Origin of the sequence: Marinifilum caeruleilacunae (genome assembly GCF_013141825.1) — a bacterium.
Taxonomy (GTDB): domain Bacteria; phylum Bacteroidota; class Bacteroidia; order Bacteroidales; family Marinifilaceae; genus Marinifilum; species Marinifilum caeruleilacunae.
This window is the reverse complement of sequence record NZ_RZNH01000048.1, coordinates 12,225-38,765: the sequence shown is the minus strand read 5'-3', so window position 1 is coordinate 38,765 and position 26,541 is coordinate 12,225. Positions and strand designations below refer to the sequence as shown.

Annotated in this window: 27 protein-coding genes; 1 reads left to right on the top strand and 26 read right to left on the bottom strand. The window is 34.0% G+C overall.

Annotated elements, in window-relative coordinates:
* Positions 1-745: 745 nt before the first annotated feature.
* The 3 genes from ELS83_RS19750 to ELS83_RS19740 form a co-directional block, all read right to left on the bottom strand.
* Positions 746-1,660, bottom strand: coding sequence for an NAD(P)-dependent oxidoreductase (locus tag ELS83_RS19750; protein WP_171597275.1), 915 nt, complete (start codon positions 1,658-1,660; stop codon positions 746-748).
* Positions 1,661-1,690: 30 nt separating this feature from the next.
* A complete protein-coding gene (locus ELS83_RS19745; RefSeq protein ID WP_171597274.1) occupies positions 1,691-2,647 on the bottom strand; it encodes an EamA family transporter in 957 nt (318 codons plus the stop codon).
* Between the two features lie 73 nt (positions 2,648-2,720).
* Entirely contained in the window at positions 2,721-3,683 is a 963-nt protein-coding gene (locus tag ELS83_RS19740) for a GlxA family transcriptional regulator (RefSeq protein WP_171597273.1), read from the bottom strand.
* Between the two features lie 650 nt (positions 3,684-4,333).
* On the opposite strand from ELS83_RS19740, the gene ELS83_RS19735 reads away from it, so the two are divergent.
* Positions 4,334-5,299 (top strand): PLP-dependent cysteine synthase family protein, encoded by a 966-nt coding sequence (locus ELS83_RS19735; RefSeq protein WP_171597272.1) that lies wholly within the window; start codon positions 4,334-4,336, stop codon positions 5,297-5,299.
* Positions 5,300-5,512: 213 nt separating this feature from the next.
* Here the strand turns inward: ELS83_RS19735 and ELS83_RS19730 are convergent, their stop codons facing one another.
* The 23 genes from ELS83_RS19730 to ELS83_RS19620 form a co-directional block, all read right to left on the bottom strand.
* On the bottom strand, positions 5,513-6,259 hold the full coding sequence (locus tag ELS83_RS19730; RefSeq protein ID WP_171597271.1) for a hypothetical protein: 747 nt from the start codon (positions 6,257-6,259) through the stop codon (positions 5,513-5,515).
* A 101-nt stretch (positions 6,260-6,360) separates the two neighbouring features.
* A complete protein-coding gene (locus ELS83_RS19725; RefSeq protein ID WP_171597270.1) occupies positions 6,361-7,302 on the bottom strand; it encodes a YARHG domain-containing protein in 942 nt (313 codons plus the stop codon).
* Between the two features lie 243 nt (positions 7,303-7,545).
* Positions 7,546-8,067, bottom strand: a complete 522-nt coding sequence (locus tag ELS83_RS19720; RefSeq protein WP_171597269.1) for an RDD family protein — start codon at positions 8,065-8,067, stop codon at positions 7,546-7,548.
* Between the two features lie 12 nt (positions 8,068-8,079).
* The gene (locus tag ELS83_RS19715; protein ID WP_171597268.1) at positions 8,080-9,351 is read right to left on the bottom strand and encodes a carboxypeptidase-like regulatory domain-containing protein; all 1,272 of its coding nucleotides are present in this window, start codon (positions 9,349-9,351) and stop codon (positions 8,080-8,082) included.
* 682 nt (positions 9,352-10,033) lie between these two features.
* Positions 10,034-11,914: a carboxylesterase family protein gene (locus ELS83_RS19710; protein WP_171597267.1), complete on the bottom strand. Its 1,881-nt coding sequence runs from the start codon at positions 11,912-11,914 to the stop codon at positions 10,034-10,036.
* An 826-nt stretch (positions 11,915-12,740) separates the two neighbouring features.
* Entirely contained in the window at positions 12,741-13,142 is a 402-nt protein-coding gene (locus ELS83_RS19705; protein WP_171597266.1) for a hypothetical protein, read from the bottom strand.
* 688 nt (positions 13,143-13,830) lie between these two features.
* Positions 13,831-14,898 carry a hypothetical protein gene (locus tag ELS83_RS19700; RefSeq protein ID WP_171597265.1) on the bottom strand — a complete coding sequence of 356 codons (1,068 nt, stop codon included), beginning with the start codon at positions 14,896-14,898 and terminating at the stop codon, positions 13,831-13,833.
* Positions 14,876-15,355, bottom strand: a complete 480-nt coding sequence (locus tag ELS83_RS19695) for a hypothetical protein (RefSeq protein ID WP_171597264.1) — start codon at positions 15,353-15,355, stop codon at positions 14,876-14,878. The genes ELS83_RS19700 and ELS83_RS19695 overlap by 23 nt, the downstream gene beginning before the upstream one ends.
* Before the next feature lie 62 nt (positions 15,356-15,417).
* The gene (locus ELS83_RS19690; RefSeq protein WP_171597263.1) at positions 15,418-15,999 is read right to left on the bottom strand and encodes a hypothetical protein; all 582 of its coding nucleotides are present in this window, start codon (positions 15,997-15,999) and stop codon (positions 15,418-15,420) included.
* Positions 16,000-16,096: 97 nt separating this feature from the next.
* Positions 16,097-16,591 carry a hypothetical protein gene (locus tag ELS83_RS19685; protein WP_171597262.1) on the bottom strand — a complete coding sequence of 165 codons (495 nt, stop codon included), beginning with the start codon at positions 16,589-16,591 and terminating at the stop codon, positions 16,097-16,099.
* A gap of 405 nt (positions 16,592-16,996) precedes the next feature.
* Positions 16,997-17,647 carry a hypothetical protein gene (locus tag ELS83_RS19680; protein ID WP_171597261.1) on the bottom strand — a complete coding sequence of 217 codons (651 nt, stop codon included), beginning with the start codon at positions 17,645-17,647 and terminating at the stop codon, positions 16,997-16,999.
* A gap of 199 nt (positions 17,648-17,846) precedes the next feature.
* Positions 17,847-18,659, bottom strand: a complete 813-nt coding sequence (locus tag ELS83_RS19675; protein ID WP_216616707.1) for a DUF4261 domain-containing protein — start codon at positions 18,657-18,659, stop codon at positions 17,847-17,849.
* Between the two features lie 251 nt (positions 18,660-18,910).
* Positions 18,911-19,459, bottom strand: coding sequence for a hypothetical protein (locus ELS83_RS19670; RefSeq protein ID WP_171597260.1), 549 nt, complete (start codon positions 19,457-19,459; stop codon positions 18,911-18,913).
* Positions 19,460-19,556: 97 nt separating this feature from the next.
* The gene (locus tag ELS83_RS19665; RefSeq protein ID WP_171597259.1) at positions 19,557-20,441 is read right to left on the bottom strand and encodes a DUF6438 domain-containing protein; all 885 of its coding nucleotides are present in this window, start codon (positions 20,439-20,441) and stop codon (positions 19,557-19,559) included.
* A gap of 108 nt (positions 20,442-20,549) precedes the next feature.
* Entirely contained in the window at positions 20,550-21,152 is a 603-nt protein-coding gene (locus tag ELS83_RS19660; RefSeq protein WP_171597258.1) for a hypothetical protein, read from the bottom strand.
* 109 nt (positions 21,153-21,261) lie between these two features.
* Positions 21,262-21,957: a hypothetical protein gene (locus tag ELS83_RS19655; RefSeq protein WP_171597257.1), complete on the bottom strand. Its 696-nt coding sequence runs from the start codon at positions 21,955-21,957 to the stop codon at positions 21,262-21,264.
* A gap of 121 nt (positions 21,958-22,078) precedes the next feature.
* Positions 22,079-23,278, bottom strand: coding sequence for a TlpA family protein disulfide reductase (locus ELS83_RS19650; RefSeq protein WP_171597256.1), 1,200 nt, complete (start codon positions 23,276-23,278; stop codon positions 22,079-22,081).
* 170 nt (positions 23,279-23,448) lie between these two features.
* Positions 23,449-24,342: an RDD family protein gene (locus ELS83_RS19645; RefSeq protein WP_171597255.1), complete on the bottom strand. Its 894-nt coding sequence runs from the start codon at positions 24,340-24,342 to the stop codon at positions 23,449-23,451.
* Positions 24,343-24,556: 214 nt separating this feature from the next.
* Entirely contained in the window at positions 24,557-24,880 is a 324-nt protein-coding gene (locus tag ELS83_RS19640; RefSeq protein WP_171597254.1) for a hypothetical protein, read from the bottom strand.
* Positions 24,881-25,020: 140 nt separating this feature from the next.
* Positions 25,021-25,329 (bottom strand): hypothetical protein, encoded by a 309-nt coding sequence (locus tag ELS83_RS19635; protein WP_171597253.1) that lies wholly within the window; start codon positions 25,327-25,329, stop codon positions 25,021-25,023.
* Positions 25,330-25,659, bottom strand: coding sequence for a hypothetical protein (locus ELS83_RS19630; protein ID WP_171597252.1), 330 nt, complete (start codon positions 25,657-25,659; stop codon positions 25,330-25,332).
* Between the two features lie 182 nt (positions 25,660-25,841).
* Positions 25,842-26,243: a hypothetical protein gene (locus tag ELS83_RS19625; RefSeq protein ID WP_171597251.1), complete on the bottom strand. Its 402-nt coding sequence runs from the start codon at positions 26,241-26,243 to the stop codon at positions 25,842-25,844.
* 6 nt (positions 26,244-26,249) lie between these two features.
* Positions 26,250-26,516 carry a hypothetical protein gene (locus ELS83_RS19620; protein WP_171597250.1) on the bottom strand — a complete coding sequence of 89 codons (267 nt, stop codon included), beginning with the start codon at positions 26,514-26,516 and terminating at the stop codon, positions 26,250-26,252.
* Between the last annotated feature and the right edge of the window lie 25 nt (positions 26,517-26,541).

The window sequence follows — 26,541 nt, the reverse complement described above, 5'->3', positions numbered from 1 at the left end:
ACTTTCATACAAAATAACTTGTTGAACACCTACAACCAAGTCATTTAGACCAGAATATCTAACTTTTTTATTCTCACATGAGATTAAAAAGATAATTGCTAATATGAAATAAACTATTCTCATTCTTCATCAAATGGTTGCCAACGTATGTATAAACACAATGTCGTATTTATTTATCCTATAAGGTGCATTGCACATTACATCCGTATATGGCATGTAATGTGCAATAAATATAATTAATATTTTGGCTTTATTCTTTAAAATCAATTGATGGATAAATTTTGTTGAAGAGGTGATTAAAACCCCTGGCTAAGGCAGGAAACGAAGTGCGGTAAGATTTATTCTTTCCTGTAATTTCTTTCGTGTAACAGGCTTTTCATTGCTGGTTATCCTTAATGTCTTCATGTTTTCATTCAGCCACAAGCCGCAGACTTGCGGTAGTGGGGTGGAACCTCAAAAGTCGCTGTCCGGCATTCTGACAATTGTGATTTTATTCGAAGAAAGGCTTTAGTAAGACAGGGAAGCTGAAAGCTTGCTTGAAGATCACCCGGCCGCACTTAAGCATTTCAAGAATCAAATTGCAATTTTCAGTTCGCCTTGGGTTTTTTGCTTACTTTTTGGGCTTAAGCCAAAAAGTGAGAGCCTCTCCGGCTGGAGGAGAAAAGCAATCAGCCTCAAGCCACAAGCTCTATGCTTCAAGCAGCTGGCCGCCAGTAATTTATGATTGATCATTACTAATTATTAATTACAAATTGTTTTCCTTATTTCCGATAAATTCGATGACATGATCCAAGACCTTCTTTGAGAGTCGTTCCTGTGCTTCTATTGTCCAGCCAGATACAACTTCTGAGGATATAATATTTTCCAATTGGTCGAATTCATCCCTGAAGGTGCCCATTCCATCTCCATCAAAAATTCCATAATTCGATGGGGCTGAAATCCATTTGTCGAAAGCAGATTTATCGAATGTAAGTCCAAGCGATGTGTTGATTAGAATCTTGCCCTTCCCAAATTGTTTAAATTCGCGTTCACCTAAAATGTTCGTGTTTTTGGGCAAATGAAGCGAGATGATTTCTGTTGATTCTAAGAGTTCGTTCAAGGGCAGGTATTTAATTCCATCCTTTTCGGCCTGTGGCTTTCTACTTCTGTTGTAATAGTATAGCTTAGCTCCAAATGCCTGCAATCTATCAGCCAACATTTTTCCTGTTGCCCCCATGCCAATAATTCCGATTTTTCTTCCCGTCAACTCAACAGCATCTTTTTTCCATTGTTTTTCTCCAATTCCCTTTATCAATCTAATTAATTCAGAGATAACGTATTCAACAAGTCCTTCGTCGCCATAATCTCTAATGCCTTTTACAGTGATAGCGTGATTGTTGGCGAAATCAATATCAACATTAGCCGATTCCTTGTTATACAAGCTGCAGCACATGCCTACATATTTTAGGTTTTTTGCATTGCTTAGAACTTTTGCAGTCAATTGAGTACTCCAGGAAACAAAAACACAGTCTGCCTCTTCTATTCGTATGGCAGCCTCTTCTTCTGAACCTGGTACATCATCATAAATCTTAATCGGATTTTCCGATAACTTACTTAACTTTTCTATTGCCCAGTCTTGCAGGCCAGTTTTGTCTATGATTACGATTTGTTTAAATTTCATGGTCTGACTTATTTCATTATCGATTATTAATCATTTTGTGCAAATGTGATTCTTGTATTCTAATTGACCTGGTTTTCCCTTTGGTATTTTGGTTTTGTAATAATTTACCATAAATACACCAATAAAAATAAGGATCAACGCAAGGATTTTAGGATTTGTAATATTTTCATTTAAGAGCCACCATCCAAGAAGGATTGCAATTGCCGGGTTGACATATGTGTAGGTTCCAACTGTGGTTGGTGGCAGTACATTCAAAAGCCATAGGTAGGAGAAATAGGCTATTAGCGAACCAACAATGATTAGATAGAGCAATCCCAGGATTGAATTCAGGATTGAACTGCCAGGATGGGATATGAATTTTTCTCCAAGTGATAAACTGATGATTAGCGAGAGCACACCCACGAAGATCATTTGAACTGCTACAATAAAAATGGTAGTACTTTTACAGGATATGTTTTTTGAATAGAGCGAACCAAAAGCAAAGCAAACTACCCCGAAAATGGCGATCATAAAAGCTAATAATGTGCCGTTTTCGATCACCCGAATTAGCTCTTTGTCTGCAAAGAGCAGTATCACACCCAGAAGACCAAGCAGTAGTCCAGAGATCAGTTTGAGATTAGACAGGTAGAATTTCCATCTTTTTCTATCCATTGCCACCAGCCAGATGGGTAAGGATGCCCATACAATTGAAGTAAGACCTGAGCTAAGATATTGCTCTACCCATACAACAGAACCCGAGCCAAGAAAGAGTAAAAGGAAACCTGCCAAACAGATCTTTAGCATTTCTTCTCTCTTCGGAAATTGAATGCCCTTCCATAAAGACCATAGAAAGAAAATCAGACCCGCCAGAATGAATCGGATGCCTGCCAACATAAAAGGTGGAAAACATTCTAAGGCAAGAGCAATGGCCATGTATGTAGAGCCCCATCCTATATAGAGTGCTAATAGTGCAAAAATGCTTTTAAAATTCAATGTTTGTAAGCTCATCATTTATCTGTTTAAATCGTATCACAAAGATATTTCGTGTGAAATGATGAGAAAAGGACAAAGAATAGTCGTTTTAGGACAGTTTGTTTTTAATTTCGCCAGGCAAGGCTTCCAGGTGTTTTTCAAGGACCATTCGCAATTGCTTTGAAGTTTTGTAGCCACATAAATTGGCAATGTGTTCTACTTTATAATCGGAATAGCTTAGCAGGCTTTTTGCTTTTTCAACCCGTAATTTTGTTCGGTATTCAGCTATTGTAATGCCTGTTTGTTTTTTAAAGGTGCGAGTTAAATTTCGAGGACTAACAAAAACCATGTCTGCCAATTCTTCAATTGTGGAAGATTTATCCAGGTTTTGGATCATCCAATCTTGCACAGCATGAATTTTTTCATCCCTATGGTTTCTGTTTTGTACATATACACTTACCTGTTCGTCTGTTGCAAGTCTTCTTTTATAAACGACCAATTCTTTTGCAACTTCTGTGGCAACTTGCTTTCCATGCCTTTCTTCAATTAAAAATAAAGCCAAATCAATTCCTGTTACCACTCCGGCACAAGTATATATGTTATCAGACTTGGTAAATAAAGTATTCTCGTCTATGCTTACATGTGGAAAATCAGTTTTCATTCTTTGAATTAAATCCCAATGTATGGTGCATTGTTTATTATTTAAAAGTCCCGATTCTGCTAAAAGAAAAGCGCCACTACATACGCTGCAAATTGTAGCTCCAATAGCCTTGGTTTTTAGCAACCAGTCGTAAAAAGTTTTGTCTTCTTCAGAATTCTTTATTTTACGTGTGCTTGGGCCAAAAATAAAGACAATATCATTTTTACTTGTATCTGTTTGCCTAAAGTCTTTTAAGGCCGAAAGCTCAATGCCAGAAGAACTTTTTATATTGGAGTGACTGCCGATAAACTGTAATTCATAATTGAAACCCAAATTTATGGCCTCTTCGAATACTTGCACAACCCCAGTTAAATCAAGAATAGTTACTTGCCTGGGAACGTAAAAATAGACGTTTGTTCTTTTTTCTTTCATGTGATGATTGTATCGACTATGGTTGTAATGTCGGTTAATTTGCCTTATAAAAGCAATTGCCAAAAGTTTCCATAAAATTAGTCAAATGTTTTTTATTGCAGGGTTTGGGGGGAGAAGAGAAAGGCAATCAGCTTCAAGTATCTGACTGCCTGTGATTTGTTAATTACTCATTATTAATTATTCATTGATATTTGGGCTTAAGCCAAAAAGTGAGAGCCCCTCCGGCTGGAGGAGAAAAGCAATCAGCCTCAAGCCACAAGTTTTAAGCTTCAAGTACCTGACTACCTGCAATTGTTAATTGATTATTACTCATTATTAATTATTCATTGATATTTGGGCTTAAGCCAAAAAATGAGAGCCCCTCCGGCTAGAGGAGAAAAGCAATCAGCCTCAAGCCACAAGCTCTAAGCTTCAAGCAACTGGCTGCCAACAATTGTTAATTGATCATTGTTAATTGATCATTGCTAATCGATCATTGTTAATTGGGCAAGAGTTACAAACTCGCGCCAGCAGTAACCCTATCTGTATTTGGATTGATTCTATATTTTCCACTTGTATTCTATAGCATCCTTATTTTTTAAATAAGTACTGGTTTATTATGCTGTATATGCTATTTTTACAGATTATTATTAAAAAGGTAAAGAATAGTTATGTCAAAAATTGAAGCATTGGGCCTTATTGGACAAACCAATTTGGTGCATCTAAAGACACTTGATCCAAAACCAGGAGTGGAGATCTATGCAAAACTGGAATTCATGAATCCTACCGGAAGTACAAAAGACCGTATTATTGCTTATATGGTTCAGAAAGGTATTGAAGAAGGGAAAATTAATAAGAATACCACACTTGTTGAGGGAAGTTCCGGGAATACAGGTGCCTCTGTTGCCATGATTGCATCCAGCATGGGATTGAAATCGATCATTTTTGTTCCGGATAAATGCAGTGAAGAAAAGATTGCAATTATTAAATCGTACGGTGCAGAAGTGATTGTGAAGCCAGAGCTGACATACGGAAAATTCCCAGCCCTAAAGGCAGCCGAAAGTCCAGATTACTATCACGTAGACCAATACAACAATATTTACAATCCGGAAGCCCATTACATGAGTTTGGGTAAAGAGATCTGGGACCAAATGGATGGTAAGATTGATGCCTTTGTTGCTTCAGCATCGACTGGTGGAACCATTTCGGGTGTTGCAAGACGATTAAAAGAAAACGATTCGAATGTAAAAGTGGTGTTGGCAGATCCTGCTGGCTCTGTTTACAAACCTTACTTCGAGGGCAAAGAGGATTATTTGTCTTATATCAAGTCCTTTCATGTAGAGGGAGCGGGTAAGACTAAAATCTGCGCTACCATGGATTTCGACCTTGTTGACGAAGCCATTGAATTTAACGATGAGAATGCCATTGAAATGGTACAGCGACTAGCCCGTGAGGAAGGCCTAATGGTAGGTGGTTCGAGCGGTGGTAATGTTTGGGCGGCACTGGAAGTTGCAAAGAGAATGGAAGGTCCTGCAAAGATTGTAACCGTACTACCGGATAGTGGTTTTAAATACCTGAGCAAAATCTTTAACAAAGAGTGGTTAAAGGAAAAAGGTTTCGAACATTTGGCCAACTAGAACTTCATCTTAGAATACAAGAGCGAGCCTTCCGCTCGTTTCTATTATAAAATAAACAAGCCACTTGCAGTAAAATGTGAGTGGCTTGTTTGTTTTAATCAGCCTCAAGCTGCAAGTTATAAGCCTCAAGTATTTGGTAGCTGCAATTGTTAAGTGTTAATTGCTCATTGAGCTGTACAATCCATAAAATTTCGACCACTCAAAAGAGCCAATCTAAAAACGAAGTCTATCTGCTTTTGCATTATTTGCCATCCTTTTTTTGATTGTTCTACTCAATTTACCCATGTGATAATTAGAAAAGCCCGATTCTTCATCATAACTTGTTTTAGTCTCGTATAAGTACAATGTATGATTCTCTATTTTCCATGCATAATACTGTACTTCACCCGATTTTTTTTTGATTCCAATCGCATCAAAATCAAAGGGGAAATAAGTATCAAAACCAATCCATAAATCTGTTATTTCCTCGTTTTCATCAAGCTTAAAGTCTTTAAAAAACAGGTGAATAAAATATTTACTAAACTTTTCTTCTGATTGGATAATATGCAGTGGATCGCTCTTTTTAATTCTTCTGTAAATAATAGGAAATTTAGATTCTGGATTTTGTATGATTAAGTCTCTTTCTTCCTGGTACTCAAACTTTGGATTGTCAAAACGGTCTGGAATAGAAAAAGTTTTTGAATCAATTCGTTCCAATAAACTTTCAGCACCATCCATATTACCATACAAATTGACATGATCACTTGTGGATATTGATAATCTCAAGTCGCCATAAAATTGAAAAATATATGGATTGAGCTGTTTTTTCACTACTGTTGAATCTACAAGTGTGGTATTAATCCATTCTCCACTCAGCCTATTATCCAATCCATTGGTCATTAAAGTAGACTTCTTTTTTACTTGTCCTGATGTAAGCAGAACAATAAATAAAAACAGGAATGTCAGTTTTGTCTCTTTCATAATTTTATGTGCTTCAAATTGTTCACTATTGATGTGTCAAAGACTACTTCACGAATTCTTTCGTGTGGTTTTTGCTTAGATTTGTGGCAGCAGATGAATTATCATCGATTTCTTTCTGCCCAGCTAATTAATTTAATATTTAGTTTCTCTAAGTCACTTAATTTGCTGTTTACGTTTTCAGCTTTGCCTTGGTACCAATCTTGAGATGTAAAATGGCTTTTCATCTTATTGGATTTGAAAATATAAGCATGTCGGGCGAATATTTCATTGCGCATAATTCTTAATTCTACCTTGCTAAATTTTTCTAATATGCTTGGCAATAGAATGGTAGTAGATGCAAAAGGGTAATTTCCAAATAGATTTTTATTGTTTGTAGTATGAAAATATTCAACCCTTCTCAGTGATTTTATTTTGTCTCCTTTGGTCCAATAATCATTTTCATTACAAGATGCACCATAGATATCCAATCCCTTTTCTGTTTGCTCATAATAATAAGTTTGACCACTCTCAAATGTGATATAGTTGGCTGGTATATCAAATTCGTATTCAAACTTGTAGATTTCGGTAGAATCAAAACCATAGGCACTTTGTTTGTTTGGATAGAATCCATAATGCTTCAATTCATCGTCGACATATTTCCCAGACAATTCATAATTCACCTTATTCTGTATGATTAATTCTTCCAGGGAACTATTTAGCTCAATCAATACTTCTCGAACAATTCCTGCTTTGCTATTAATAATAAGAACCTTCTGACCATTTATAATGGATAAGTTTACTGTTTCGAACTTATTGCCAATACTCGGGTGGAAGTCTTCAAAAGGACAATCAGTAAACTGAAAAAAGGAAGTATCTATCTGCCTTAATGCGAACATATATCCTCCCTCGTGCAGGTTGCCACCTGTGCATAAAATTAAGCTATCCTGATATCTGCTGGCAGAATAGAACTCGTAACCATTGGTCCAGGTGCTTAAAATATCGTCTTTTTGCCCAAATGAATAAAGGGGAAGAAGTAAAATGTTTAGTATTAAAATTAGTCTCATAATTAAACTTCTTGTTGAGGTGTCTAAGGAGTGCCTTATAATTTGAAGTCAATTGTATCAAACCTAGCATTCAACCAGAGCAAATAAATTTACATATTATTTAATGATAGAAACCAATGTGTTGAGAATTAAGAACTGGTTTAAATAGGAAAGAAGCGCACAGTATTCAGCATTCTGCCACAATTTACAGACTAGCGGGAGTTGTGGGGACTCTCACAATTATGATCTTAAAGCAATTACAATTTAAAGATGAAAGCTGAGGATAAATGACATATAGAGCCACATTTCGATAGTAACTATAATTAGTGTGGCTGCCCCAAGAAGCCATATGTTATGCGTGTTTTTAGCTGCGGATAGATTTTTAAATGATTTTCGAAAAGATAATTTTTCTGTTTCAACAACCTTTGTACCCGCAAGTAAATCTCCTAATTTTCGTGAAGGATTAACAAAAAGCCATAGCATTTCAATTGGTAAGAATAGAAGTAAAGTTGTATTTCGAACTACAGATTTATAGGGTAGGGCAGTTTCATTTGTTTTGAAATCAACGATTTTTAATCCAAAAAGCTTTTTAAAAATACTTGATCCATTCCAAACATCTTTCATATACACAATGGTCCAGGCAAAGATGGCTATGTACCAAAATCCTTGTCGGAAAAACTGGGGAGCATACTCATATAAAAGAAAGCTTGCTGGAGCCATTATTACATTAACTGTTATGCCTAAATCAAGAAAAGCTGATAAATACCGGTTGATGGGATCGGTCATTTTAGTTGGTCTTTAAAAGTTCTTTTTTAGCTGTTTAATTTTAGACACAGCCAATTCGTTTCTTGTTACATTTGAAAAGAACCAACGACCAGAATAATCGGTAAAATGTTTTTCCAGTGATGTTGTGTTTAAGCCCAAGTCTGCTGCGATTTTGCTGTAATCATTGTCGGGCTCAATGATGTTGGTTTCCCAGGCTGTAGGAATGTATTCGATATATGGATTCTGTTCGTATGCATTCATGCTCCAATACTCCTCTTTATTGAGTTCAAAATCGTTGAATTTTTGAATTAATACCTCAAGATGATTTTGGTACTCCAATTTTTCATGTTCGTATGTGGCTGTTATTTTTGAAAGGAATGGCGTCTTCTCGAAATAATTGAACTGGATCTTAATTTGCGCATCAACTCTTTTATGAAATGCAGTACTCCAGTATTTTGAAGTTGAGCACTCAATTTTTAGAATCTGTTTGCTCTCTGCGTTAACATGTAAGCTTCCTTGTGCAATGCTACCATTGAAACGGATGCAATAAATCGGATTATTCTGAATGTAATAGCTGGAATCTATTTGGTATTTGTATTTTTTAGATTCATTGTTTGATAACAATCCATTGATTTCAAAATAGCGAAACATATTCAGGTTTGAACCTCCAGCTGGTATCACATTCTGTCCATTATGGGCATCTCTGTGTTCATTGTATTTCATCCATTTCGGATGACTCACGTGGCACCGGGTATTTTCATTGAAGAATTTGTAGTTGGAAAGGGGTGCTGCATTTGCTTGTGTGCCTGCATATACCGAGTATCCAATACTTTCCATATACATTACATAGCGATTGTCTTCTTTTGCTTTTTCCCGATAATGAGCAATTGCAATGTGTGCTTTTTCTCTTTTGTTTTTATTGTAAGCACCAATTACTTCTTCAATGAATTTTTTGAGTTTAAACTTCTTAGATGTAACGATAACTTCATTTAGCTTGTTGATATTTGGCTTTAATTCGAACTGATTGGTTTTGCTGCATTCTGCGATCACTGTTTTGATGCTTTCATAGCCCATATATGAAATGAAGATACTGTCTGTTTCGCTTGCATCAGTTATGGAAAGGGTAAAATTGCCATTTAAATCGGTAATGGTCCCTATGGATTTATTTTGATAGATAACAGTTGCATATGGCAAGGATTCTTGTGTTTTCTGATCAATTACCTTTCCTGTAATATTGGTTTCTTTTTGCCCTTTTACTTGCAGGCTTAGCATTAGAAATAGAATCAGAACAGTTTTTATTTTCATTGATAATTTTTTAATGAATTTTGAAGAGCTTACTAAAACATACGCCCTTTCAATAGCTAGCGAGATTAATACAACCGCCACACTCCAGGTAGACAATAAAGCCAACTAAATTTACATATTATATAATTATATAAGCCAATGTGCTGAAAATTAAGAACTGGTTTAAATAGGAGAGAAGCTTACAGCGATCAGTAATCAGCAACAAGCTGCAAGTCACAAGTTTCTGGTAGCTGCAATTGTTAATTGTTCATTACTAATAACTCATTATTAATTCAGCTGTCCTCAAAAGTCGCTTTCCGGCATTCTGACAATTGTGATTTTATTCGAAGAAAGGCTTTAGTAAGACAGGGAAGCTGAAAGCTTGCTTAAAGATCACCCAGCCGCACTTAAGCATTTCAAGAATCAAATTGCAATTTTCAGTTCGCCTTGGGTTTTTTGCTTACTTTTTGGGCTTAAGCCAAAAAGTGAGAGCCTCTCCGGCTAGAGGAGAAAAGAAGTTAGCAATCAACAAACAGTAATCAGCAACAAGCTGCAAGTCACAAGTTTCTGGTAGCTGCAATTGTTCATTACTCATTGTTAATTATTAATTGATACAAGTCACAAACTTGCGACAATTAATAGTGGTAGCTTTCACCACGCGTTAGGACTCACGCGGTAGCCAGGTTCAAGCAAAGCAAGCATTCTATTCATCAATTGTTTTATCTAACCAATGATAATATTTTTCAATCGTAGTTTTAGCCGGGTATTCGTGTCCTTTTTCTTTATCGATTCTCAAGCTTACTTTTGCTCCTGCTTTTTGTAATTCTTTAGCCATTTCTTCGATTAATTTTACGGGTAATGATCCATCCTTTTCTCCGTGGAATATAAATACAGGTTTGTTGGTAAATACTTGTAAATATTCTTGTTCTAAAAAATTAGGGTGTTCGTCGTCTAACCAATTGCTTGCCAAATAGGGATGACCTGCAAATACAGCAACTCCTTTATATAGCTTGGGGTTTTCGTAAAATGTTCTGAGTGCTCCATAAGCTCCCATTGAAAAGCCAGCAATAATTATTTTTGAAGTATCAACATTAAAATTCATGCTTACATCCTTTATTGCTTCCAAAATATCTTTTTGTGAACTATCGGATGTATAGCAATTAAACATATCTCTTGCAAAAGGAGCCAATTCAATGAATTTTCCATTGCTTCTGGATTTATCTAAAATTTTCTGCTCATCCACACCGCTGCCGTGCAGGAATACAATCAATGGGTATTTTTTATGCTTGCTATAATCAGCTGGAAGCTTGATGGTATAAGGCTGATATGTTTGATCGTACTTGGATTTAAAAGCTCTTCGGTATGGTTTCCTAATCGTATCATAGGGATTGATTCCCCTTGAAAAAAGATTATACTCCTTTAAAAAGTGATTTAAATTGATGAGGTACTGATCTCCCGTTTCATAGGATTTTAGATCAATTTTTTCCTGTTCCAACTGCTTTAACTTGAACATTAAAGTGTTAACAGTTCCTATAGACAGCTTGGATTTGTTTTGAAGTAAAGATTGATTTATTTTTTCAATGTCTACCTGCGGCAAAAGTGTAATTAGGCTATTGGAAAGTGTATCACTTTCATGTTTTAAAATGACCTTATAATTTCCGGGTTTTAGATGATTTAGAGCAAATCGGTTAAGATCTGTTTTCAACTTGTTGCTTGAAGATATGGTGAATGTATTTTTATAAGCAGCATTACATTTATTGTCTAAAATAATGAGCTCGATCTGCTTTTTTCTTGCTGCGGTGGATATTGAACTGCTTTTAACAAGTAATGAATCTTCCTTTTCTAAATTTCCATGTAATCTTTTGGCAACGAGAATATCATTTTGAATCTTTTTGGGCTTTTCAAATTGTAGTGGGGCAAATTTTCTTTTAACGCCTTCATCCCAAATTCCACCATCATTAACCACAGCATATCCATTGGTTATGGTATCGCCAATTGCTTTGGCAAAATATAAATTGAATCCAATATGTTTCAGCATCCACGGATGATAGGGTGATATATTCTTCCAGGAAAGCAGCAATTCAAATCCACATTTCCCATTTTGTTCTTTGTATTCAAATTTGGTTTCCTTGCTAAACCTTTTGGGTCTGTTTTTTACATTATAGGTCCATATGATTTGCCTTGCCCAATATTTATCCTTTTTTGTAGGAGAAAAAAACAGGTCGTAAAATTCGCTGCTTAAGGAATCTTGCTGGGGTTTTGCAAACAATAGTTTAAATCCATCTCCATTTTGAAAGCCTCTGTTTCTATAATTTATGCTATCCGTTTCTGTTTCGATGTATAAATAGAAGTGAGTAGGAGTGTAGGCAAGTTTATAACTTACAGGAACTTTTTTTGTTACAGGATTATCGAATTGCCAAAAGTGCTGAAATTCATTTTTAGGCAGGTAATCTAAATGCTTATCTAATACTCCATCAATTTTAGGAGTGCCAGTTAGAAATGATACATTTACTGTCTTTTCTTGTGCTTTCAAGCAAGAGAACAATAAAAATACGATGGGGAAAATAAATAATTTATATCTCATAATTCATCTATTTCTGTTAATGACAGGCATAATTTTAAAATGTTGCACTTGGCTGAAAATTAAGAACTGGTTTAAATAGGGAAGAAGCGAACAGCATACAGCTTACAGCGATCAGCGCTCAATAAGACACAATTCACAGATTTTCGGAGCTTTAAAAGCTTATAAATATTTCATTATTCCATGGAAATTCTGGTCCCCTTCCAAAGGACACGTTATATAATACCCAAAGCAAAATAATTGTGTAAATGATAAAAGGATTTCTGTATGTATTTGCTTGTGAGCCTTTTATTTTGAGAGCAATCACCCAAATTAAGTGAGTTAAAAGAGCAAAGTTAAAACATAACAAGTAGAAGACATCTCCCAATCCGTACCCAAAAGTCAAGCGGCCCATTGGGGAATAGAAAAAACAGATGCTTACAAGAATTTCAAGTACAATCAATATGATGTTAAAATAGATCATCAAGATTTTAGTTTTTGAGAAAAGTCAGGAGACTTTTTTATTTTTAATTCCAATAATCAAAAGAACGATTCCTACTGTATAGACAACAATATCTAAAATCAAACAAATTGTGCCTACTGGATATCCTACATTTGTTGACAATACACAATTAAGATAAGAAACAGCCTCATTTTAACTTTTGGGAACGTAGTCTTCCTTTTCATATCTTTTTTTGCAGTTATTCTGAGCATAACCAATTGAAAAGCTTAAAACAAAAAAACTTAAGATGAATAGTCTCATTTTGATGTCGTTTTTATGTTGCGAATTAAGAATCTTGCTAAAATTAGAAGCTTATTGTATCAAAGCCACTTGTACACCTATTCCTAATCAATTTACTGATGATTTACTTTTCAGTCGCTCGAGTCGTTTTTTTGAGTTGAAATACATGCCATTAAACAAGTTCACACTATTACGTTGGTTCTGACTAATAGTAGTACTAAGCAGTAATGGAATGGCAAATGATACTGCAGCAATGTAGCCATAGTGCCAAAAAAAGTAAGTTAATGCAATTGCCAGCAAAAAAGAAATACCACCAACAATAAAAATTAAGCTGTCGTTCTTTTCTGCAATTACTTCGTCAACATAGATTTCATTTCTATGGCCACAGTGGGTGCATCTTTGTTCGAACTCTTCGCCTTTCGATTTCGCCAGTTCAATTCGGTTGGAAATTAAAAATGTCTTTATTTTTATTTCACTATTACAGTCTGAACACTTCGCAAATAATTTCATTGGTCTGATATTTTAATGATTCATCTACAGTCTTACAATTAACTCCACACAAACCCGCCAGGCACCATTCCAAATAAATTTACATATTATTTAATTATCGAAGCCAATGTACTGAAAATTAAGAACTGGTTTAAATAGGAGAGAAGTTTACAGCGATCAGTAATCAGCAACAAGCTACAATCTGCAAGTTACAAGTTGCTGGTAGCTGCAATTGTTAATTACTAATAACTCATTATTAATTCAGCTGTCCTCAAAAGTCGCTGTCCGGCATTCTGACAATTGTGATTTTATTCGAAGAAAGGCTTTAGTAAGACCGGGAAGCTGCAAGCTTGCTTAAAGATCACCCGGCCGCACTTAAGCATTTTAAGAATCAAATTGCAATTTTCAGTTCGCCTTGGGTTTTTTGCTTACTTTTTGGGCTTAAGCCAAAAAGTAAGAGCCTCTCCGGCTGGAGGAGAATAGAAGTTAGCTATCAACAATCAACAATCAGTAATCAGTTACAAGCAACAAGCTGCAAGTCACAAGTTTCTGGTAGCTGCAATTGTTAATTGTTCATTACTCATTATTCATTGTAATCGGGCTTAAGCCAAAAAGTGAGTGCCCCTCCGGCTAGGGGAGAAAAGAAGTCAGTATACAGCCACAAGTTTCTGGTATCTGCTATTATTAATTACACATTATTCATTACTCATTACTCATTGTTCATTGTAATTGGTCTTTTCGCTTTAAGTAATAAATAAAGCCCATAAGTCAGAATTAAGAATGAAACCACTATCAAAATATTACGTGCCCAGGATGATGCATTTTGTCTCCTAAGCTTGTTGTAATGATTAATATCCAAATAGGTATTCTTATGGTCTCTTAAATCGTAAATGTCAATTGTTTTGTAGTTAATTGTCTTATCCCAAAAACTTAGAGCTGTGGTCTTCAATAGTTTTTTTTCATTTACTTCTGAAAGGATTTTGAGTTCTATTTTGTCATTTTGTTTTACTTCAGCCAAGAGTTTTTCTACCTCACTTGCATCGAAATTAATGCCTGAAAGAGAAAAGATAAATTTAGGATGTTGCTTTAGGCCCAATCTCACAGATCTCTTTCCTTTGGCCGACCTGTCAAGTGTTACATGATCTACAGTTCCCTGAATAATTGACAATTCATGCTCGAGGATATTTTCATTTTTGTTTGGGTAAATATTTGTAAAAAAAACAAACATAAGCAGCCCAAGTGCTATGAATCCAATACCATAATACAAATCTGATCTCCTATGCCAGTGCTTTACAGAAATGACATCTCGTCTCTTCCCCCTGGTCAACCTGCTTTTTACCTCAGAATAATTTGAGAACATTGAAGAGGTAATTTTAAGCTTTTTGTCATCATAAAAAATGGTAAGATCGGTCCAACTGGTATGTTTTGTCCTCTTTTTGATTTCGTTGTATGCCCTAATATTCCTTAGGTGAATTTTCTTCTTTTGAAAGCCTAGTACTGACTTAATGGTCACGTACTCCTTATCGATGGTAATTAGATCGTAAGAGAGTAAAGCAATGATGCAAAGAATTGCAAATAGGCCAAAAAATGCACCTAAAATTAAACCAGTCAATTGAGGATAGTCGGCACTAAGTGATGTAGATACTAGCTTGTAGCTTAAAACAGACATGCCAATGCAGCCTATAAGTAAAATTATTATTGAGCCAATATTTGGCTTTGATTTTATCATATTGGATTTTCTCAGTTTTCGATCTTTATTTTTTATTTCTCTTGTCATTGTACTCAAATCTTTCAATAACAGATTTTGGAAAAACTGCCAAGCCTTTTGTTTTATAGGTTTCATTTTCTCCGAGTTCGATGAAGGCCGGGTTTTCGAGACTTATGAATACGATAGGAGTTTTAAATTCATTAAGCTTGGGTCCATCAAATTCAGAACCATAAATTATTAAGGAGTCATTAGAAAATTTATAAAAGAAATGCTCTCCATAATCCAGAAGATATTTATCATCAAAATCATTGGCAAATCCTCCGTGAAATTTTCTATTTAGACCAATTGCCATTCTGCAATCATCCAATCCCCAACTTACCTTCATTAAATAGATTTTTTCACCATGAACAGGATTCTTAATTTTTTTTAATTCTTTATGATCGCCAAATGAAAAGTAAAATGTCCCAACTACACCAAGGGTAATAACTGCAAATATGATTAAAATGATGCTTAAAATCTTATCCATTATATTTTCGATTATTGGTCTATGTTTTTTATTTGTTAAAACTACAAGAGAGGACTCAAGCGCTAGCGGGGAGTATTATTTGTAAAAGCTTTATACTGATTTTCCCAATAAGATTTTATAAATCCCCATTTGTTTTCATTGTATGTGTTTATTGTATCGAGGGGCAGTGCTTCCACAAAAGTCAAATCATTAGAATTATCTGGTTTAAAAATATCAATCGTAAAGGCTGTGTTTTTATCATTATCCGGACAAGCCTCTACTCTGAGCAAGCCTATAAGTTCTGTTTTAAAGTTTTCAATTCGAAACAGTTTTGATTCCCAATTCTGATCTGCACATCCGGTAGGTGAATAAGAATAGTATAAGTTGGTTTTTTCAATATTTTTTGGAGCAGGGAAATCTTCTATGTTTTTAATGAGCTTAAAACTCTGATTAATTGAATCGTAATCGAATATTGTTAAAACTTCGGCTTTACATCCTATGCAATAAAAAACCAATTCTGGTATTGAGTCACTGTCAAAGTCAATAAATTCAAAATCAGGGCTTGTTACCAATTGGTCAATTTTAAGTATGCTTTGATTTCGTTCTACTATAACTTTTGCAGATGTGGTGTCAAAACTTGCGATAAACTTATTTCCTTCAATCATTGTAGAATCTGAATAGTAGTATGATTGAGAAAAAATAGAGCTTCCAAAAAATAGCAGTATTGATATAATAAATAATCTCTTGTGCATGTTTATTCTTTCAATTCGATATTACTATTATATTTGATTTTAGATCCCCTTTGAATATTTCATGTTTCAGTTGGGAAACAAAATTAGCATAGTTATAGGATAGACTTACTTCAATATCATATTTATTCTTTTTTAAAAATGGAGATATGTCTTTTCGTTTCATGTTTAGTTCAAATTCGTATGATTGTCCTGGATGAAGCAATGTTGAATTAGCCTTTACTATATTGATATGATCAAGGTCGGTAATCCAGCTACAAGGGAAATATTCATGAATTTTTTTGGTTTCCTGTTCAATAAAGTAAACAGATAAAAGCGACATGCAAATATCTTCTTTATTAGGTGTGTAAAATAGGATACTGTCTTTTTCACTTGTATTCGTAGCTGTGATTAATATTTTAATTGCACGCTTATTCTGTGAAAGAAGTTTAATTCCTAAATTAATTTTGGCATGGCAGTGAATGCTAAATGAGGTTAATATCAATAATATAGATAGTGTTTTTTTCATTTTAATGTTCGCTTTTTTGTGAGGCTGTTAATTTCATCTCAAAACTTCCCCATAACAAAAAGAAAAGTATGCTAGTCCACGGATTCAATAATGTCCAGGCAAAAATAATCCAGGTCCAAAGGCTTTTCAGCTTAAGGTCGAAGAGTAGAATAATTCCAATAACAAGATTAAGCGTGAAGATTGAGTATCCATATAACAAATTATATAACCCGTTTTGATATGCTAGATTATCAAATTCATAAAAGTCTTGAAAAAGTCTGAATATTGCTATGATTCCCCACCTTGTTAATATTTCCAGAATGATAAGAATGATTGCGTATTTCTTGAATATTTTCATATTCATTCCATCTTGTAGTATTGGGGCAGTTTTCATTTGTGTTTATTGATATTGGTTTGTTCTTGTTGTTATTTGTTCACTCTAGGCTTAAGTCCTCTTAGATATTGAAATTCAGTTGTCTCATTCTCCTTGTCATATGTTCTTCCTACCAAATAATTATCAATTTCAATCAACTTATTATTGGTACAAATCCAATACAAAAGATGGTCTGAATTCTCAGGGTGAAGGCTAATCTCATTTCCGTTTTGAGTCCACTTGCCTTTGGTAACATTTCGGGTTATGTCGGAACCTGTCCTGTATACAAAACTGGAATCTGACCTAAAGATCAACTCATAATATACATGACCATCGGATTGAAAATAAGACTTGCATATGCTTGAATCTCTACTCATTTTCCTGGAGAATGGCAGTTTATTCTTGTAAGCTACCGGTATTAAAAGCGAATCTTTAATCTGATATTTTGACATCTTCCTGACTGCACCGTATGATCGATTAAGCTTACTTAATTCTAAAGTATCCTGTTTTATCTCTGTTTCGCCAAGGAAATGTAAATTGGAATACATACCAACTCGAAGTTTGTAGTTTTGTTCAGGCAGAATTTGTAAATAGTAAAAGTCTGATAGCAAGCCATAAACATGCTTCTTGTTACAAAATGATTGAGAAAATGCATGGAATAGAATGATCTGAAAAAAGATTGTTATTAAAATTCGCTTTGTCATACCATCATTGTGTGATCAAATAAGAAATTACAGCTCTGGGTTTTGCCTTGTTTTGAACTTGATTGAACTGTTTGTTTTCACAAACCAGCAGGGAAATAAAGCCAGCTAAATTTACATATTATTTAATGATAGAAGCCAGTGAGGTGAAAATTAAGAACTGGTTTAAATAGGAGGGGTGCGTTTTACCACGGGAGAGAAATTAATATTTAATTTTCAATGTTTTACCGTCTAAATATTTTCCTTTGGAATAGGATATTTCAAGTTTTTGAGTGGCAGACATACCTATGGTTTCACCATCTTTTAGAATCACATCAGAAGCAACTACATAATGTGCCATATTGAACATTATTTCACTCAGCTCTGCCATTGATTTGTTGGAATTCACGATTTCCATCTCAGGTTTATTGAAATCTGCCAATCCGTAAGTGTAAATCGATTGTTTCCCTTTTTCTTGCCTTAGTCCAAAATAAATCCAGTTATAGAGTGGCAAATCTTGTTCCGACATCATCTCTGTATTTGCCAAGTAAAAGTCTTTCTTTAGTAATAATGTGCGACCACCTATATAAACTCCAAGTGCTTTACTATGATTTAAAATTGCAGCTGCAACCTGATTAAATAGAATGTTTTCCTTTACATTATCTTTGCCGGCATTCATAATCGATAAAATTACATGTTCTTTATGCTTGCTTGCTTCTTCAACACCATTTTGCCAGAAGTAATTGTATTCAGCAGCTGCTTTTATCTCATCACCAGGAATTGGCACAGGCATATTTGCAATCGCAATTCGATAACCATCAATTACAAGAATCGATGTTTCTTTAGCCGATTCCATTTCACGAAGTGTTAATTTCCAGCTTTCTTTCAATTCACGTACTACTTTATCCATCTGTATTGAGTTTGCTTCCTCTAAAAGTATCATTCCGAGCATTGGCTTTACCGTTTCCTTTCCCTTAAAACTGAAAATTCCCATTGTTATTGATCCGATTAATGTAAATATGAATATCTTCTTCATCATTTATTTTTTCTATTTATAAATAATACTTTGTAAGGTGCTGAAGCAATGCTTACAGCTTCGGTATAAAAAGAACCGTTTTGATTTACTTGCTCTAAATAACTGTACAAGCCCAATGCGCATAAGTTTCTTAAACTTACTTAAATCTTTTTTATTTATAGTGTTGGTATGCTTTTTATCTACGCGAGAGGACTCGAGCTGCAGCGGGGGGAGTATCACCGCCCATAAATTTTAACGTTTGTTAGCGGATGTTATTTGTTCATTTTTATGGTCTTCACTATTTCTGCAATTAATTCCGATTGTTCAGCCTGAATCGAATCTCCAAAAACTGTTGCTGTCATTAATATGTGTCCTGTGATAGAATCTCCTTTTAGGATATACAAGTACTGATTCTGCTTCATTTTTTCACTTAGGTCATAACCAGAACTAAAATTAAAACTTGTCCGATAATTACCAATTTTTCCACTTTTTCGTATATGTGTTTTAAGTCCAATTGTTGCATTAAGAGAGTCAAGTGTTTGCTCCAGATTAGGATTGATATAAACAGTGTCTTGATTCCAATTAATATTAATAATCACTGTATTTTTTAATTCTGTAGTTGTGTCAGACGAAATTATCCCTGAAGAAAATCCCGTGGTATTAAATTCCTTTTTCCAACTTTCGGGGAGTTTCACTTGGAATTTTCCATTCAAGTCAGCAATGTTCACCATTTTCAATTCAGATTCTTTATCATTTGTATTGCATGAAAGTAAAAATATTGGAACGAATAATGCCAGTAATTTAAAAGGTGAAATTCTCATTGTTTGGTTTTTTAAAATTGCCGTATACTGTTTTTTGTTACATTAACTTGTCAGGGATCACCGTCCATTCATTTTAACATTTGTTGCCAACAGTAATTTATTCTTCATCAAAATCTTCAATTAAATCTAACATCTCCTTAGATAGTGGCGGAGGCGGTTTAGGGTATAATCGTTCCATTTCTTCAAATTCAAGCTCAAAATTCAATTCTTTCAAGTTTATATTTTTGTACAATTCAGTTAAATAATGAAAGAAAACATTTAGCTCTAATGGTTCTGCCTCATGTCCATATATTTGAATTCGTTCCCGATTTCCATTATGATATAATATTAGATTTCTTGTTTGACCATCTGTATGTCCAGCAAAATAAGCTGAATCGTAAGAGTTAAAATCAAGTTGCCTTATTTTATCACTGACAAGACGATGTAAATCGTCACTTAATCTTCCTTTGTAATTGCCTAACTTTTCTGTGTACATCTTACCTTTAAAATAGAAATCTCTATTAGATAGAATTTTAATTTCCATGGATGGGGAAAGGCCCATACACCAGGAAGATTCAATAAAAATTGAATCGAAATCAATTGAATTCTTCGCTTCTAATTTTTTAAATTTATGAAGCTTTAAATCAAAGAATAAATTATCATTTATCACATTAATAGTTAGACTGTCACCATTGATTTTATAACCTCCTAAAACTTCTATGCCAGTGACCACAGTTCTTTTAACCACAGGTTTTCTTTCGATACTATCCAGATATGAATAATCTTTTTTAATAATATCTGGTGATTCAAAGAAAATTGTGTCAGACTTAGTATAACATTCTTGAAATTCTCCCCAATCAAGGAATCCAATAGTCGAATTGGTAAATGACAAAATATATCTAGTTTCTAATGAAACCCAATCGCCAATAAGATTCTCATTCACTTTTTGAGAAAAACTAAAAAAAGGAAGAAGTATGAATATGGTGACAATTAGATTTTTCATTTTCATTATTGTAGGGAACGGTTTTGCTAAAATTTTGAGGACTCCCGATAGCTAATGTGTGAGCTTCACTGCCCATGAAGTTTAGCTTTTGTTTGCAACTGTTATTTTCTATTCATCTATCATTCGTTGTAATTCCATTTCTAGTTCAACACGTGTTAAAGAATCCAATTTTTCAAGTTCGGATAGTCCTTTAGGTTTAGGAGGAATTTGTATTGGCTTATAATAATCCTTGTCAAAATATATTTGATCTTTAATTTTAGTCAAATAGCTTGATATCCTTAAGACGTCCACTAATCCATACGAATAGAGCTTTAGAGTATCTCTTTTATTGTGAACTATTTCAAACCTTAATGATGCATTTTTATTCGGGATAGTATGTTTTTGTAATTTTGAATATAGAGTCTCAAAATTCAATGTGTCAGATTTGTTATATCTGTATAAACGTTTTTCGTATCGTAATTTTCCCTTGGAGTCATTTTCTATATACACTTCTATGAAAACACTATCGTTTTGTTTAGTTATTATGTCTTTTTCAAAATGTTCTCCATCGCATATACTGAAATCTGCATTAACAACTATTGTGTCGAACTCAGTCATTAATTCAGAGAAATTTCCAATATCCCGAACTAAATTAAATGTTTTATCATTGGTTTGACTATAAACCAACCCATTTGAAATAACAACCAATACGAATATGAAAAATGCTTTCATTTTATAATTAATAATTATGGGTTAGCTTTTTGCAAAATAGAGGGCTCCCGATAGCTAATGGGGGGAGCATCACCGCCCTTTAATTTTAATTTTTCTTGGCAATGGTTTATTAATCTCCGTGAAAATATAGTCCATCGACCATAGGTCTTTCAAAAGCTATATCTTTAAAGTTTAACCAACCAATTAAACCAAATTCAGTTTTAATTAGAACCTTTTCTAAATCATCATATTCTCCTCCGGTTTTACCCATTAAAACTTCAATTTTATAATCTTTTGGTAGATATGCTAGTTTTTCTTTGAATTGTTCAGTCTTGTATATTTGGATTGGATAATTGAGATTCCCTTTTAATCCGATGTAGTAGAAGGGTTGAGTGACTTCTTGATAGGAATTATTTACAAACTGAAATTTTCTTTTTTTATCAAAATAGGAGTTGGCGTTGCCTTCTATGTATAGGGTATTCCCCTTAAAATGTAATGTAGATCCTGATTCTTCCAGTATTACTTTGCCTTTGTAAATAGCTATAAAAGTTGGATCATCGCTTGGGGCTTCGGTGTAGTGAAGCTCAATTTTCGTTTTGTCATTTATAGGCCAATAACCAATAATAGTAGTAGGGTCGTAATACTTAAAACAGTCCATGGAGTCATCGCATAATTTATTTATGAGTTGAAATTCTGATGTTTTATTAAAACCAAACTTCCCATTAAGATAGCTTGATTCAATATCTACATATTGTAGATCTGAAAAATGGAATTGGGCAAATGTCGAATTCGCTATTAATAAAAGTAAAAATGTAATTCGTTTCATAATTATTGCTAATGTTCCGCGGGTATGGCGTCGTGCTGTCTTCCCCCGCAGGTCTGTTGTTTATGGTTCTTTCGTTTAAATTCTCACTTCCGCATCCAGACGAGCCGAACTGCATCATGCGCTATGACCCGCGGTTAGGGGCCGTTTTATTCAATTGTTTAGCGATATTTTCCTTTAATTTTTTGCTGTCATGACCAATCTGAGTGTATACGATTGTTCCTTTCTTGTCAATCAGATAGAAGATGGGGGCAGCATTGATTTTGTATTTTTTACTAATTGAGTTACCGTTGAATAAGTTTCGATAAAGCATGCCTCTTTTTGCGCAATATTCTTTAATTTTTTCGGGGTTCTTCAAGTCTGTACTTATACCAATGACTTCTAGATTATGTTTTCGATAGGAATTTTGAATTTCATTTAATGTTGGAATTGACTTAATACAAGCTCCGCATCCAATGAACCAAAAATCTAAAAGAACATATTTCCCTTTTAAATCTGATAAAGTTATGGAATCTCCGTCTAATTGTGGTAAAGTCCAATCTGGGGCAGCTTGACCATTAGCTAAAGTTTTTCTCACAGATTTATACATATCCCAGGTATAATATTCAGGAATGTTTTCCATTCGAAATAGTGAAGAAGAATATTTACTTTCAAGAGAATAATTACTGAAAAATGCTTCGGTGAAATGATAGTCAAGATTCTTGTTACGCATAATTGGTTTATACTGGGAATAGTATAATGGTAAGGAGTTGTTGTTAATAATCAATTCTACTTTTTTGTTATACTTATCAAAGGCTTTGTGTGTATCAATAAACTTTTCATTTGCCCAAAAAGAGTAATAAGTACAGGCTTGATTATTAAAAATAGTATCATTTTTCACTAATGAATCAATTTGTAATTCAATGTCGGGTTTGGATAAGAACAATTGAATAGCGCAATATGACATTTCTAAGAAAGGAAGACTTACTCCGTGCCCATTTTTAAAGTGGACGAGTGGTGCTCTATGGGCAGTACTATCTGCTTTTCGCATTGTAACATGGCAATCTCCACCGTAAAAGGTTACGAAAGGAGCTTGCTTGTTGTAAAAATTCATCCCAATTATTGAGTCTTCCAGGTTTTTTTCAAAGTAGATTTTTCCATTCCTGGTAGGAGCTTGTCCTGAATAACTTCTATATTTTTCGATTTTGTATGAATATTCAATACAATTATTTTCTTTCATTCTTTTTCCTATTGATTTTAGTTCATCAATCGGGTTGCTTGCTTTTTGATTACAACTAAAAAAAAATGGGATAATAATTAGAAAGAATAGTTGTTTGGAATTCATAGTTGTCTGTTATTGGAGTTTCTTTAGTAAAAGACGCTATCAAAATGCCCCCTAAGGTTGAGTATAAGAATAGTAGCCAATTGCGTGGTAATTTTCTGACGGGTTACAGAAAAGTTGAAGCAGGATACAATCGTTGAATTTACTGCTGTCTCGGCTATTATTATACAATGTTAACTGCTGGCTTTTCTGTTTTTTTCTTTTCTCGAGTCATATAGTTTTTGTCTTGTACTCATGCTTCCTGGTTCTTTGTAAACAAACTTCAAGAAACAAACATGGTGGTCAGGTGAAAATTCGGAATTCAACAATTCAGAGATTCTCATTTCAGATTCCTTAAAGTTGTCATAGTCACGTCGATTGTTGAAATATAGAATCCCTGCAACATATTTCCTATCGTCATTCTCAATTTGCTTATAAACTTTAAAGTCAGCTTCTCTTATCAATCCATCGAGTTTAGTTTCAAATAGGTTGTTGGTCTGAACACTTTTCGTTTGATCAAATGTATTCTCGACATATGAGATTTTATCAGTTTCCAATTTTGAATTCATTAATGCAAAAGGAAGTGAAATAAGAATTGAGAAAATAATAGCAATCAACAACGCAATTGTGAATTTGGACCAATCCAATTTTATCTTTTCTGGATTTTCAATATAATCAATTCTTGTTCCTGCAATTCTGTCACCAAGTCGTTTTTTGGGGTCAATTAGGACAAAGATTACTTCAAGTGGCCATAGTGGGATGGTCAAATTACGAACTAAACATTTTAAAGGGTTTGCTGCTTGTCCTGTTTTGTTATCAATGACCTGCATTTTTAGAATTCTCTTTGCAGGACTTCGTCCATTAAATATGTCCTTGTTAAAGTACGCGGAAAATCCAAAAGCAAATAGAAATGACATTCCGCCAAATCCGAATGAGCTTGGTTCATGGTCTAAGTTAAATGCGTCAAACATACTTACAACAAATCCTGGCATAATGATAAACATCATTATGAAAGTCATTGCAAAATGGTCGACCAACATTGATGCTAATCTTAGTCCAATGGTTACTTTGTCTTTTAATTCTGTCATGTTTTTTGTTGTCTTTATTCAGCTTGCAGCTAAGGGTTTTGCCAAAAAAATGAGGGCGATTTAATAAAAATCTCCCCAATAAATTAATACGATTAAATTTACATATTATTTGATTATAGAAGCCAGTGTCTTGAAAATTAGAACTGGTTTAAATAGGAGGGGTGCGTTTTATCACGTGAGAGGACTCGCGCGGTGCGGGGGCTTTAACCCGTTGTTATGTGCGGTTTTTCCTTCTTGTTCTTATAAAAATCAATATTGTGTTTAGAATTACCAAAATCATGCTTATACCTATAAGTCTACCTTTTCTAATGGCTTTTTTAGATAATTCATTTCGCTCGCGTTTTCTATAATTTATCTGGTTTTCAATTTCAATATATAAGGAGTCAACATTTTTTATTTCCTTCACTTTCATCAAATATTGTCTTTGTAGCGCCTCATTTTTAGTGGCAGCAATATTGATAGAGTATAAAGTATCTTTTAATACAATACCCAGGAGAATAATAATGATTAAAGATATAAGTGAAATTGCGCCTTTCATTTCTTAGTTCAAATTAGTGATGAAATTAAATCTGTAAGTTTCAATTTTTTCAAGGGAATGTATAATTATCTATTCGTTACAAATTATTACATAATCTGGTTGTGCCTGTTCTGATCCTTCAGGATCATTGCTCTTGAATTTTAGCTTTTGTTACCTTCTGGCTGGTTTTGTTTGTCATGTATATTAATTAAAATAGATTGGAGAATTCCAATAATCCAATACATTGGAAAACGAAAAATGGTATAAAGCAGATTGAAACCATCAATCATTTCAAACTCTGACTTAACTCGAAGTAACTCAATTTCCATTGAAACATAAGGAATTGCCACTCCAAATAAAATTCCGATAATAAGGCATCCAGTTTTTCCATTAAATCTCTTTTTCCAATATAGTACATTGAATAAGAGTAGTAACCCAAAAATGATGTAATCAAAATAGCCTATAAACATTTACTTGTCTCGTTTATTCTGATTATGGAAAACTTCGTAAGCGAAACCTTCAATTTCTCCACTTAGTTGATTTCCGTTTTCATCTTTTAATTCATACATTTCTTGTGCTCCTCCTATAGATGAACAACCATCCAATCCTAATAGAATTCCATAATAGATATCTGTAAATGATGAATCTAGAATGTTCCTCATGATTTCATATTGCTGGTTAGATAATTTCATTGATTTTATTAGTTGACCAACGTCTGTCTCAGTATTTTCAGATAAATATTCATTAAGAATATCCTCTTTTTCTTTATAAAAAGCTTTTACAAATTCTTCCGTTGTCATTTTATTTAGGTTTGCACGTAACGATTTGGCTATGAAGTATAAGTGAAAATTAACCCCAATTCACTTTCAAATTTCACAAAGCCAAAGCGATGTATTTGTTTTTATCTTTTCTTTTCAAAGCCAAATCAACCATTTGGCGATGCGGGCCGAAGCTACGATCTAAGCAAAATGAGTTGGCTCACTTATGCTTTATGAGCCATTGTTAGGCTTTCGTTGTTTATTTCCTCAATAATCGCATCAAATTGTTTGTCTTCTATTTGTAAGTCATCAGGAAAACCAAGCTTTCCAAAGTATGACCATTTATAATCTCCTTTTACAATTATTGGAGTCACTTTATTTCCTAGACAATTTACTTTCTTACCAATTCCATACTTGAAAGCGTTTTCAATATAAACTTCTAGTTTGTCACTTGGAAAGTCCTTGTCATCAATCAAGTAGTATTCATTATCCCAAAGGTAAATGCATTTCTTATCTTTTGTTTCAATCAGGTACAAATCACCTTCATCTTCATATTCTTCAAGTCTGGCTATTTTATTTAAATCGATTGGAAATACAGAAATCTGACCCTTATTTTGTATTTCCACTAGGTTTTAATATTCCTTGTTTCCACTTTTCTTTCGTTTAAAATATTGTTCGACTAATACCCAAAGTCCAATTGGAGCAGCACAAACTAAAAATTTTGAAATTAGGGACCAATTCGATTTGTCGAAGAAATAGATATGAAATGCAGAAGCAATTGTGATTCCAATTAAGACTATGATTAGAAACCAATTTAGTTTTATGCCTAGTGAATTTTTAATCTCAGAAATCCTGTTGTTAAGCTGTTCACTTTCTTTTAAATTAATTTTTCTTCTCATAGTACTCTTAATCTCGGTGATTCAA

Excerpts from the sequence above, each read along its gene's own strand:
- ELS83_RS19690 (WP_171597263.1), bottom strand. The coding sequence starts at position 15,999 with ATGATTGAAGGAAATAAGTTTATCGCAAGTTTTGACACCACATCTGCA.
- ELS83_RS19745 (WP_171597274.1), bottom strand. The coding sequence starts at position 2,647 with ATGAGCTTACAAACATTGAATTTTAAAAGCATTTTTGCACTATTAGCA.
- ELS83_RS19740 (WP_171597273.1), bottom strand. The coding sequence starts at position 3,683 with ATGAAAGAAAAAAGAACAAACGTCTATTTTTACGTTCCCAGGCAAGTA.
- ELS83_RS19700 (WP_171597265.1), bottom strand. The coding sequence starts at position 14,898 with ATGACAAGAGAAATAAAAAATAAAGATCGAAAACTGAGAAAATCCAAT.
- ELS83_RS19635 (WP_171597253.1), bottom strand. The coding sequence starts at position 25,329 with ATGTTTATAGGCTATTTTGATTACATCATTTTTGGGTTACTACTCTTA.
- ELS83_RS19715 (WP_171597268.1), bottom strand. The coding sequence starts at position 9,351 with ATGAAAATAAAAACTGTTCTGATTCTATTTCTAATGCTAAGCCTGCAA.
- ELS83_RS19710 (WP_171597267.1), bottom strand. The coding sequence starts at position 11,914 with ATGAGATATAAATTATTTATTTTCCCCATCGTATTTTTATTGTTCTCT.
- ELS83_RS19695 (WP_171597264.1), bottom strand. The coding sequence starts at position 15,355 with ATGGATAAGATTTTAAGCATCATTTTAATCATATTTGCAGTTATTACC.
- ELS83_RS19660 (WP_171597258.1), bottom strand. The coding sequence starts at position 21,152 with ATGAAAGCATTTTTCATATTCGTATTGGTTGTTATTTCAAATGGGTTG.
- ELS83_RS19735 (WP_171597272.1), top strand. The coding sequence starts at position 4,334 with ATGTCAAAAATTGAAGCATTGGGCCTTATTGGACAAACCAATTTGGTG.
- ELS83_RS19720 (WP_171597269.1), bottom strand. The coding sequence starts at position 8,067 with ATGACCGATCCCATCAACCGGTATTTATCAGCTTTTCTTGATTTAGGC.
- ELS83_RS19650 (WP_171597256.1), bottom strand. The coding sequence starts at position 23,278 with ATGAATTCCAAACAACTATTCTTTCTAATTATTATCCCATTTTTTTTT.
- ELS83_RS19685 (WP_171597262.1), bottom strand. The coding sequence starts at position 16,591 with ATGAAAAAAACACTATCTATATTATTGATATTAACCTCATTTAGCATT.
- ELS83_RS19680 (WP_171597261.1), bottom strand. The coding sequence starts at position 17,647 with ATGACAAAGCGAATTTTAATAACAATCTTTTTTCAGATCATTCTATTC.
- ELS83_RS19630 (WP_171597252.1), bottom strand. The coding sequence starts at position 25,659 with ATGACAACGGAAGAATTTGTAAAAGCTTTTTATAAAGAAAAAGAGGAT.
- ELS83_RS19665 (WP_171597259.1), bottom strand. The coding sequence starts at position 20,441 with ATGAAAAATCTAATTGTCACCATATTCATACTTCTTCCTTTTTTTAGT.
- ELS83_RS19645 (WP_171597255.1), bottom strand. The coding sequence starts at position 24,342 with ATGACAGAATTAAAAGACAAAGTAACCATTGGACTAAGATTAGCATCA.
- ELS83_RS19725 (WP_171597270.1), bottom strand. The coding sequence starts at position 7,302 with ATGAGACTAATTTTAATACTAAACATTTTACTTCTTCCCCTTTATTCA.
- ELS83_RS19655 (WP_171597257.1), bottom strand. The coding sequence starts at position 21,957 with ATGAAACGAATTACATTTTTACTTTTATTAATAGCGAATTCGACATTT.
- ELS83_RS19670 (WP_171597260.1), bottom strand. The coding sequence starts at position 19,459 with ATGAGAATTTCACCTTTTAAATTACTGGCATTATTCGTTCCAATATTT.
- ELS83_RS19730 (WP_171597271.1), bottom strand. The coding sequence starts at position 6,259 with ATGAAAGAGACAAAACTGACATTCCTGTTTTTATTTATTGTTCTGCTT.
- ELS83_RS19620 (WP_171597250.1), bottom strand. The coding sequence starts at position 26,516 with ATGAGAAGAAAAATTAATTTAAAAGAAAGTGAACAGCTTAACAACAGG.
- ELS83_RS19675 (WP_216616707.1), bottom strand. The coding sequence starts at position 18,659 with ATGAAGAAGATATTCATATTTACATTAATCGGATCAATAACAATGGGA.
- ELS83_RS19705 (WP_171597266.1), bottom strand. The coding sequence starts at position 13,142 with ATGAAATTATTTGCGAAGTGTTCAGACTGTAATAGTGAAATAAAAATA.
- ELS83_RS19750 (WP_171597275.1), bottom strand. The coding sequence starts at position 1,660 with ATGAAATTTAAACAAATCGTAATCATAGACAAAACTGGCCTGCAAGAC.
- ELS83_RS19640 (WP_171597254.1), bottom strand. The coding sequence starts at position 24,880 with ATGAAAGGCGCAATTTCACTTATATCTTTAATCATTATTATTCTCCTG.